Raw genomic sequence first — 10,039 nt, forward strand, 5'->3', positions numbered from 1 at the left:
CCGCACCCCGCCCGCGAGGGCGGCCGGGCGCCGGGGCCCGAGGTCAGTGGGCGGTCTTGTCCGGGCGGACCACACCCAGGATCGGCATGGACCCCGCGCCCGCCAGCGTCACCTGACGCCCCGGGCGCGGCGCGTGCACGATGGTGCCCTTGCCCACGTACATCCCGACGTGGGTGGCGTCCTTGAAGTAGATGATCAGGTCACCGGGGCGCATGTCCTCGACGGCCACTCGGGGCAGCTGCCGCCACTGCTCCTGCGAGGTCCGCGGAATGGGCCGGCCGGCCGCCGCCCACGCCTTGAGGGTCAGCCCCGAGCAGTCGAAGGTGTCCGGCCCCTCGGCGCCCCATACGTAGTCCTTGCCGATCTGCGCGGTGGCGAACTCGACCGCCCGCTTGCCGGCCGAGCTGGCCTTCCCGTCGATGTCGTCGAGGATCCCCGAGCCGACCCACTTCTCCTGCGCCAGCCTGGCCTTCCGCTCCTCCAGCTTGCGCAGCCGCTCCTGCTCGTCCTTCTTGAGCTTGGACTCCAGCTTCTTGGCCTTGGCGAGCTTCGCCTTGATCAGCTTCTGGGCCGCCGCCTTGCGGCTTCGGCTCGCGTCCAGCCGCACCCATTCCTGGGAGGCGGAGTCGGCGTAGCGGTCCAAGGTGGCCTGGGTCTGGGCCAATCGGCCGATCACCCCGCGGGCGGCCTGCTGCCCCTTGCGGGCCAGGTCGATGCCCCTCATGAGGTCCTGCGGGTCGTCTGAGAGCACCAGCTTCCACTCCGCGGGCACCGAGCCGCCGCGGTACTGGGCCGCGGCCATCGCGCCGACCTGCCGCTTCAGCGCGGCCATCTCCTTCTTGGTGCGCGCCACGTCGCGGGCGATCCGCACGATGGTCTTCTGCTGCGCCAGCTGCTTGCCGCGCGCCAGGTTGTACGCGTCGGTGGCCGCCTCCGCCTGCCGGTAGAGGCTCTCCACCTGCTGGTGGACCTCCTCCAGCCGCTTGGTGGACCGGGGCTCCGGCTTGTCGGGAGCGGCCAGCGCCCGGTCCGGCACCGAGAGCATTCCCACCGCGCAGACCAGTACGGTCCCCGCGGCGACACCTGCGCCCCTTCGCCTACCGTCACGCCCCACGGCGTACCTCCTCCTGTCCCGGCCATCCGGTGCGGCCGTCCGCGTACCGAACCGCGTCCTTACCGACGCGTAGGAACGGATGGTGACATGCCCGCACGGAAAGCAACAGAGCGGCACGACGTTCCGTCCCATACGGGCAGTCACGGCCCCGCCACAAGGCCACCGCTCTGACGGCCGAGGTTCACCCCGCGTTCACTCGCCCCCATCGGCGCTGTCATCTCATCTGCCTAATTTCGGCCCTACCGCGTGCGAGTCAGGCCCACGGCCGGCCGCCGCGTCACCACGTAGCAGACATCCACACGTCTTCTCCTCGCGCGCCGTCCCCACCGGCGGCTCCTGGAAGGAACTCCCGAAAGTGATGCTTCAGCGCAAGAACGGGCTTCGCGCCGTCGCCGCCGGTGCTCTCGTCGTCTCCGGTCTCCTCGCCCTCACGGCCTGCGGCTCGGACGACAACAGCGGCTCCTCGGGTGGCGACGCCTCCAAGCAGGCCGGGAACATCAAGTGCGAGGGCAAGGGCAGCCTGCTGGCCTCGGGCTCCTCGGCGCAGAAGAACGCCATGGACCTGTGGGTGCGCAACTACACCGCGGCCTGCGGCGACACCCAGGTCAACTACAAGGCCACCGGCTCCGGCGCGGGTATCCAGGAGTTCCTCCAGGGCAAGACCGCGTTCGCCGGCTCCGACTCGGCGCTCAAGCCCGAGGAGGTCACCGCCTCCAAGGAGGTCTGCACCGACAGCCAGGCCATCGACATACCCATGGTCGGCGGTCCGATCGCGGTCGGCTTCCACGTGGGCGACCTGGACAAGCTGACCCTGGACGCCGAGACCCTGGCGAAGATCTTCGACTCGAAGATCACCAACTGGAACGACGAGGCGATCAAGAAGCTGAACCCGGGCGCCAAGCTGCCCGACCTGAAGATCCAGCCGTTCCACCGCTCCGACGAGTCGGGCACCACCGACAACTTCACCAAGTACCTCAAGGCCGCCGCCCCGTCCGCGTGGCCGCACGAGCCGGGCAAGGCGTGGGAGGCCAAGGGCGGCCAGGCCGCGGACGGTTCCGCCGGCGTCTCCTCCCAGGTCAAGCAGGTCAACGGCGCGATCTCCTACTTCGAGCTCTCCTACGCCACCTCCGGCAGCATCCCCACCGTCGACCTGAAGACTGGCGCCGCCGCCCCGGTCCAGGCCACCACCGAGAACGCCTCCAAGGCGATCTCCGAGGCCAAGATCGTCGGCAAGGGCAAGGACCTCGCCCTGCAGCTGGCGTACGACACCAAGGCCGAGGGCGCGTACCCGATCACCCTGGTCACGTACGAGATCGCCTGCGAGAAGGGCAACAAGGCCGACACCCTCCAGGCCACCAAGTCCTTCCTGACCTACCTGGCCAGCGAGGACGGCCAGTCGGTGCTGAAGGAGCGCGGCTACGCGGCGCTGCCGCCCGAGATCGCCACCAAGGTGCGCGAGACCGTCACCGCCCTGTCCTGAGCCCGCACGGCCGGCCCCCACCGCGGGGCCGGCCGCCTCCCCATCCGGTGCACCGCCGCGCCAGGAACCGCGACCCGGTTCCGCAGACCGGAGAAATGATGAGCGAGACAACACCCCAGCACGAGAACCCGCCTCCCCCGGACGGCATACGGACCACCGGGGCCGACGCCCCCGGCGACCTCCCCCGCGCCCCGCTCGCCGAGGCCAGGGGCACCGGCCGCATCGGCGACAAGATCTTCCTCGGCCTCTCCCGCGGAGCCGGCGTCACCCTGCTGGTGATCATGGCAGCCATCGCGGGCTTCCTGGCCATCCGGGCCAGCCACGCGCTCAGCGCCAACGAAGGCAACTTCCTCACCACCTTCACCTGGGACGCCAACGCCAACCCGCCGGTCTTCGGCATCGCGGTCCTGCTCTTCGGCACCGTCGTCAGCTCGATCATCGCCATGGCCCTCGCGGTCCCGATCGCCATCGCCATCGCGCTGTTCATCACCCACTACGCACCGCGCCGGCTGTCCGGCCCGATCGCCTATGTGATCGACCTGCTGGCCGCGATCCCCAGCATCGTCTACGGCCTGTGGGGCGGCCTCTTCCTCGTCCCGCACCTGGAAGGCCTCTACAAGTGGCTGGACGACTACCTGGGCTGGACGAAGATCTTCGCCTACCACGACGGCGCGGCCCGCTCGCTGTTCACCGTCGGCATCCTGCTCGCCATCATGATCCTGCCGATCATCACCAGCGTCAGCCGCGAGGTCTTCCGGCAGGTCCCGCGGATGCACGAGGAGGCCGCCCTGGCGCTCGGCGCCACCCGCTGGGAGGTCATCCGGATGTCGGTCCTGCCGTTCGGCCGGTCCGGCGTCATCAGCGCCTCGATGCTGGGCCTGGGCCGCGCGCTCGGCGAGACCATGGCCGTGGCCACCGTGCTCTCCCCCAGCTGGGACATCGTCCCCAGCGTGCTGGACGCCGGCGGCGGCACCTTCGCCCAGAACATCGCCAGCAGCTTCAAGGAGGCCTCCGGTGACATGGGCAAGGACGCGCTGATCGCCTCCGGCCTGGTTCTGTTCGTGATCACCCTGGTGGTGAACGGCGCGGCCCGCCTGGTCATCGCGCGCCGCAAGGAGTACTCGGGGGCCAACGCATGAGCAACCTCGTCAAGGACCGGCCCGCGGTCACCGGCAGTGCTCCCCGCCCCGGCAGCCTGCGGCAGCCCCGGCTCCCCCGCTGGGCCCCCGCGGCCTTCGCCCTGGGCTCGGCCGTCGTCGGCGTCGCCATCGGCCTGGTCGCCGGGCTGGACAGCCGGATCCAGTGGGGCCTGATCGCCGCCCTGGTCTTCGTCCTCGGTTCGTACATCGCCTCGACCGTGGTCGAGGGCCGCCGGCAGGCCAAGGACCGGCTCGCCACCAGCCTGGTGTGGGTGGCCTTCCTGCTCGCCGTGATCCCGCTGGTCTCCCTGCTCTACGAGACCGTCAAGCGCGGCAGCAAGGCCCTCAACGCGGACTTCCTCAACCACTCCATGGCCGGCATGCTCGACGACCAGGCCGGCGGCGGCGTCTACCACGCCATCATCGGCACCCTGGAGCAGGTCGGCCTGGCCACCGCCATCGCCGCCCCGATCGGTCTGCTGACCGCCATCTACCTGGTGGAGTACGGGCGCGGCGCGCTGGCCAAGGCGGTCACCTTCTTCGTCGACGTGATGACCGGCATCCCGTCCATCGTGGCCGGCCTTTTCATCCTCAGCTTCTGGATCCTCTGGCTGGACTTCGACTACTCCGGCTTCGCGGGCGCCATGGCCCTGGCGATCCTGATGATGCCGGTCGTCGTCCGCTCCACCGAGGAGATGCTCAAGCTCGTGCCCAACGAGCTGCGCGAGGCCTCACTGGCGCTCGGCGTGCCCAAGTGGCGCACCATCCTCAAGGTCGTACTGCCCACCGCGATCGGGGGCATCGCCACCGGCGTGATGCTGGCCGTCGCCCGCATCGCCGGCGAGACCGCCCCGATCGTGCTGCTGGTGTTCGGCAGCAAGACGATCAACAACAACCCGTTCGAGGACCCGCAGTCCTCCCTGCCGTACTACGTGTACGAGCAGTGGACGGCCGGCCAGGACGCCTCGTACGACCGCGCCTGGGCAGCGGCCCTGGTGCTGATCGCCTTCGTGATGATCCTCAACCTGGTGGCCCGCGGCATCGCCCGCTGGAAGGCCCCGAAGACCGGCCGCTAGCCCACCCCGGCCCGCAACGCGCTCCGCGCCCGCGCATTCAAGACCTCGCGCCCCGCCCGCGGCACCCCTCCGGCCGCTCCCCGCACGGACCCACGGCACCGCGGGCGGGACGCACACCGAAGAAGAGAAGTGATTTCCATGGCCAAGCGCATCGACGTCAGCGGCCTCACCGCGTACTACGGCAACCACATGGCCATCGAGGACATATCGATGACCGTCGAGCCCCGCTCCGTGACCGCCTTCATCGGCCCCTCGGGCTGCGGCAAGTCCACCTTCCTGCGCACCCTCAACCGCATGCACGAGGTCACCCCCGGCGGCCGGGTCGAGGGCAAGGTCATGCTGGACGACGAGAACCTCTACGGCTCCGGGGTCGACCCGGTGGCCGTGCGCCGCACCGTCGGCATGGTCTTCCAGCGCCCCAACCCGTTCCCCACCATGTCGATCTTCGACAACGTCGCCGCCGGCCTGCGGCTCAACGGCTCGTACAAGAAGAGCGAGCTCGCCGACATCGTGGAGAAGTCGCTGCGCGGCGCCAACCTGTGGAACGAGGTCAAGGACCGGCTCAACAAGCCGGGCGCCGGCCTCTCCGGCGGCCAGCAGCAGCGTCTGTGCATCGCACGGGCCATCGCGGTCGAGCCGCAGGTGCTGCTGATGGACGAGCCCTGCTCGGCGCTCGACCCGATCTCCACCCTCGCCATCGAGGACCTGATCGGCGAGCTCAAGGAGCGCTTCACGATCGTGATCGTGACGCACAACATGCAGCAGGCGGCCCGTGTCTCGGACCGCACCGCCTTCTTCAACCTGGCCGGCGTCGGCCAGCCGGGCAAGCTCATCGAGATCGACGAGACGGAGCGGATCTTCTCCAACCCGTCCGTCCAGGCGACCGAGGACTACATCTCCGGCCGCTTCGGCTGATCACCAGCCACCAGCGTCCTGCGGTGCTGCATGGCGGTGCCACCGCATGGCGAAAGGGCCCGCCCCCGGGATCTCTCCCGGGGGCGGGCCCAACCGTCGTACGGAGTTCGCCGTGCGCGGCGCGGAGGCCGCGGGGCGGCGAACCAGTTGATCGAACGCGTCACCCGAAGGCGAGACTGACCACCTCATAGCTGCCCGCCGCGACGAGAGCGGCAGCCGGCACCGTGATGCTGCACCACCCGGGGGATAACCCCCGGACCCCCAGCCGCACCCACACCAGCCCGCCGAAAACGTCACCCGAAGGCGAGACTGACCACCTCATAGCTGCCCGCCGCGACGAGAGCGGCAGCCGGCATCGTGATGCTGCACCACCCGGGGGATAACCCCCGGACCCCCAGCCGCACCCACACCAGCCGGCCGAAAACGTCACCCGAAGGCGAGGCTGACCACCTCGTAGCTGCCCGCCGCGACGAGAGCGGCAGCCGGCATCGTGATGAACCAGCCGAGAATGATGTTCTTGGCGACACCCCAGCGCACCGCGTTGACCCGCTTGGTCGCGCCCACTCCCATGATCGCCGAGGTGATGACATGCGTGGTGGAGATCGGCGCGTGGAACATGAAGGACGCGGTGTACATCACCGAGGCGGCCGTGGTCTCGGCGGCGAAGCCCTGCGGCGGGTCCAGCTCGATGATCCGGCGGCCCAGGGTCCGCATGATCCGCCAGCCGCCCGCGTACGTACCCAGCGAGAGCATCGCGGCGCAGACCAGCTTGACCCAGACCGGGATGCTGTCGCCCTGGTCCTGTACGTCCGCGATGACCAGCGCCATCACCACGATGCCCATGGTCTTCTGGGCGTCCTGGAGGCCGTGGCCGAGCGCCATGCCCGCGGCCGAGACGGTCTGGGCGATCCGGAAGCCGCGCTTGGCCCGGTGCGGGTTGGCATTCCGGAACAGCCAGAGGATGACCAGCATCACCAGATAGCCGAGGAACAGTCCGATGATCGGCGAGACGAACATCGGGATGATGACCTTCTCGATCACCCCGGACCAGATGACGTCGATGCCGCCGGCCAGCGCCGCCCCCACCATGCCGCCGAACAGGGCGTGGGAGGAGGACGAGGGAAGGCCGAAGTACCAGGTGACCAGGTTCCAGACGATCGCGCCGACCAGTGCGGCGAAGAGGATCCCCATCCCCTTGTCGCCGGTGGGCGTCTCGATCAGCCCCTCACTGACCGTCTTGGCGACCCCGCTGCCCAGGAAGGCACCGGCGAGGTTCATCACCGCGGCCATGGCCAGCGCCGCCCGCGGGGTCAGCGCTCGGGTGGAGACCGAGGTCGCGATGGCGTTCGCCGAGTCGTGGAAGCCGTTGGTATAGGTGAAGAAGAGCGCGACCCCGATGGTCACGACGAGCGCGAAGGTGTCCACCGGGGGTCAGGACTCCTTGACCGCGATGGTCTCGACGGTGTTGGCCACGTGCTCGAACGCGTCGGCGGCCTCCTCCAGCACGTCCACGATCTGCTTGAGCTTGAGCACCTCGATGGCGTCGTACTTGCCGTTGAAGAGGTGGGCCAGCAGCTTGCGGTGGATCTGGTCCGCCTGGTTCTCCAGGCGGTTCACCTCGATCCAGTACTCCGTGAGGTTGGTCATCGTCCGCAGGTTGGGCATCGCCTCGGCGGTCAGTTCGGCCGCCCGGGCCAGCACCTCGATCTGCTGCTCGACTCCCTTGGGCAGCTGATCGACCTGGTAGAGGACGACCAGGTCGACGGCCTCCTCCATGAAGTCCATGATGTCGTCGAGCGACGAGGCGAGGGAGTAGATGTCCTCGCGGTCGAACGGCGTGATGAAGGAGGAGTTCAGCTGGTGGAAGATCGCGTGCGTCGCGTCGTCCCCCGCGTGCTCCGCGGCCCGCATCCGGTCGGCGATCTCGGCCCGAGCGGAGGGGTCCGCCCCGAGCAGTTCCATCAGGAGCTTCGAGCCTGTGACGATGTTGTCCGCGGAGGCGGAGAACATGTCGTAGAAGCTCGTCTCCCTGGGGGTCAGACGAAGGCGCACTGGGGATCCTCGGGGTACAGCGGATTCGGTCTCGTTGATGCTAGGCGCATCATCCGGCCACAGCTAACCGGCCTTCCCCAGTGTCGCCCATCGAGGAAATTGCTCCGCACTGGGTCCGGAATCGGTAGGACAAATAGGGTAACGTATACCCCCTGAGGGTATCGATGCGCAGAGCAGAGACAGAGGGGACGCCATGACCATCACGGCCGCCGACAGCACCGCCGTCACCGGCGCACAGCCCACCGGAGCGTCCGACTCGACGTGCGCGTCGCACGGGGAGCACGGGCCGCACGGACCGCACGGCTACGCCAAGCAGAAGGACCAGCACCTCAAGCGCCTCCGCCGTATCGAAGGGCAGATCAGGGGACTGCAGCGGATGGTGGACGAGGATGTCTACTGCATCGACATCCTCACTCAGGTGTCCGCGAGCACCAAGGCACTCCAGTCCTTTGCCCTGCAACTGCTGGAAGAACACCTGAGGCACTGTGTCGCCAGCGCCGCTGTGGAAAGCGCCACACAGGACGAGACCTCCGGTGAGAGCGAGATCGAGGCCAAGGTCGCCGAGGCCACCGCGGCGATCGCCCGGCTGCTCCGCACCTGAGCCGCCCCTCCGCCCCGGGCCGGGCGGCTGGGATTCCGCCGGTCGAAACCGGTCAGGGGATCACCGCCCGGCGGCCGGGCCTTCGGCTGGATCCGATCGGTCCGCCCGCAGCCGGGCGGCCCGGTCGGCCCCCACGCCGAGCACCTCGTCGATCCGGTCCGGGCTGAGCCGGTCCTCGTCCGCGCTCGACGCGGCGATCATCAGGTCACCGTAGAGATCGATCTCGAACAGGGCCACGGAATCCGGACCCGCCGAGCCACAACGCGCCACCACGTGCTTCACCTCCCCTTACAAGCACATGCGCGCACCTACGAGCAGCGGCTTCCCAGGGTAGGGACCGCCACACCGGGCGCGCATGGCACGGACGGACCATTTCGCAGGCCCCCCGGCGCTAGGCCCCGGGTGACCCGACCGTGCCCGTATAGATGTCCTCCGGCGCCGGGAGCCGTACGGCGACCCGTACCCCGAAGTCGTACAACTCGGTCGTCGAGGCGACCGCCTGCCCCCTCCCGGCACCCGGCGCCCGGCCCCCGGTCGGCACGCCGGCCACCCGGAACCGGTAGCGCACCTTGCGCAGCCGCCCGCGCTCGTCCAGATAGGCGTCGAAGGCCACCGTGTGCTCGGTGAACCCGCGCGCCGCGGCACGCAGCGCGCCGCGCACCCGCACCGAGGCCACCCGCGCCGCCCGCCCCAGGTCCGTGACCCCGCGGAAGTGGCGCACCCGCGTGCCCCGGCCGGTTTCCGCTTCGGGGCCGGTTTCCGCATCCGGGTCGGCGTCCGACCGGGGGGCGCCATCCCCCTCGGGGCCCCGATCCCCTTCCACGCCCGTCTCCGGCCGGGTGCCCCGATCCCCTGCGGGACCCGTCTCCGGCGCGGGGCCCCGACTCCCTTCAGGACCCGTCTCCGGCCGTGGGCCGGCATCCGCCCCGGGAACGGCCCCGCTACCGCCGTCCGGACCGGCACCCCCGCCGCGCCCGGCCCCGTCGCCGGACCGGGGTGCACCACCCGGCAGCCCGGTACCGCCCGACGAGCCCGCACCCTCGGCCCGGCCCGCGGCACCCGGCGAGCCCGTGCCGGTCGACGGGCCCGGCCCCCCGACCGGTCTCCCCTCGCCCAGCCGCTCCTCGCCCACCAGGCGCACCCCGCGGGCCGCCCTCAGCAGTTCGGCGGCGGTCAGCGGATCGGTGGCCCCACCGGTGACCAGGTTCCCGTCCGGCACGCCGGCGGTGTCCACCCGTACCCATTTGTCGGCCGGCACCCCGGCGCCCCGGTTGCGCAGGAACAGCGCCCCGGGCGCCAGCAGCTCGATGACCGGCGCGTGCTCCGCCTCGCCCGCCGCGTCCCGGGGCGGCACCAGCCGCAGCCGCCCGCGCCGTCGGCCGAAGTCGTAGTCGCCCCGGCCCCGGACCGCCACCCGGGTCCCGCCGGTGGCCATCTCCACCGTGGTCCGCACCCGCGAACTCCCGGACCGCACCAGCACGTCCGCCGCGCCGTGCAGCTCCGCCGCCGCGTCCTGCCCGGACCGCCCCTCCACCACCGCGCTCCTGGACGAGCCGGGCGCCGAGCACCCCGCGCCCGTCACCAGCAGCCCGGCCACCAGGCCCCCGGACAGCACGGTGGCCACCGGTCGCCCGGCCGCCTCCCGGAACCCCCGTGCGGAGG

9 protein-coding genes and 1 pseudogene are annotated in these 10,039 nt (G+C 70.6%); 5 read left to right on the top strand and 5 right to left on the bottom strand.

Annotated features, from left to right (window positions below; all coding sequences use genetic code 11):
• Positions 1-43: 43 nt before the first annotated feature.
• Positions 44-1,114 carry a C40 family peptidase gene (locus E4099_RS23020; RefSeq protein ID WP_245245106.1) on the bottom strand — a complete coding sequence of 357 codons (1,071 nt, stop codon included), beginning with the start codon at positions 1,112-1,114 and terminating at the stop codon, positions 44-46.
• Positions 1,115-1,469: 355 nt separating this feature from the next.
• Between E4099_RS23020 and pstS the strand changes: the two genes are divergently transcribed.
• From pstS to pstB, 4 genes are all read left to right on the top strand, one after another.
• On the top strand, positions 1,470-2,594 hold the full coding sequence (pstS, locus tag E4099_RS23025; RefSeq protein ID WP_135341019.1) for a phosphate ABC transporter substrate-binding protein PstS: 1,125 nt from the start codon (positions 1,470-1,472) through the stop codon (positions 2,592-2,594).
• A 95-nt stretch (positions 2,595-2,689) separates the two neighbouring features.
• On the top strand, positions 2,690-3,733 hold the full coding sequence (gene pstC / locus E4099_RS23030; RefSeq protein WP_135341020.1) for a phosphate ABC transporter permease subunit PstC: 1,044 nt from the start codon (positions 2,690-2,692) through the stop codon (positions 3,731-3,733).
• Positions 3,730-4,809 (top strand): phosphate ABC transporter permease PstA, encoded by a 1,080-nt coding sequence (gene pstA / locus E4099_RS23035; protein WP_135341021.1) that lies wholly within the window; start codon positions 3,730-3,732, stop codon positions 4,807-4,809. The genes pstC and pstA overlap by 4 nt, the downstream gene beginning before the upstream one ends.
• Positions 4,810-4,947: 138 nt before the next feature.
• Entirely contained in the window at positions 4,948-5,724 is a 777-nt protein-coding gene (gene pstB / locus E4099_RS23040) for a phosphate ABC transporter ATP-binding protein PstB (protein WP_135341022.1), read from the top strand.
• Between the two features lie 426 nt (positions 5,725-6,150).
• On the opposite strand, the gene E4099_RS23045 is transcribed toward pstB, so the two are convergent.
• Positions 6,151-7,149 (bottom strand): inorganic phosphate transporter, encoded by a 999-nt coding sequence (locus E4099_RS23045; protein WP_135341023.1) that lies wholly within the window; start codon positions 7,147-7,149, stop codon positions 6,151-6,153.
• Between the two features lie 6 nt (positions 7,150-7,155).
• Positions 7,156-7,776 carry a DUF47 domain-containing protein gene (locus E4099_RS23050; protein ID WP_135341024.1) on the bottom strand — a complete coding sequence of 207 codons (621 nt, stop codon included), beginning with the start codon at positions 7,774-7,776 and terminating at the stop codon, positions 7,156-7,158.
• A gap of 193 nt (positions 7,777-7,969) precedes the next feature.
• On the opposite strand from E4099_RS23050, the gene E4099_RS23055 reads away from it, so the two are divergent.
• Positions 7,970-8,377, top strand: a complete 408-nt coding sequence (locus E4099_RS23055; RefSeq protein WP_135341025.1) for a metal-sensitive transcriptional regulator — start codon at positions 7,970-7,972, stop codon at positions 8,375-8,377.
• 60 nt (positions 8,378-8,437) lie between these two features.
• On the opposite strand, the gene E4099_RS23060 is transcribed toward E4099_RS23055, so the two are convergent.
• Entirely contained in the window at positions 8,438-8,650 is a 213-nt protein-coding gene (locus E4099_RS23060) for a hypothetical protein (RefSeq protein ID WP_135341026.1), read from the bottom strand.
• A gap of 748 nt (positions 8,651-9,398) precedes the next feature.
• A pseudogene (locus E4099_RS35320) lies at positions 9,399-10,001 on the bottom strand (hypothetical protein); the annotation flags it as partial.
• Positions 10,002-10,039 lie beyond the last annotated feature (38 nt).

Source organism: Streptomyces palmae (assembly GCF_004684805.1).
GTDB classification, from domain to species: domain Bacteria; phylum Actinomycetota; class Actinomycetes; order Streptomycetales; family Streptomycetaceae; genus Streptomyces; species Streptomyces palmae.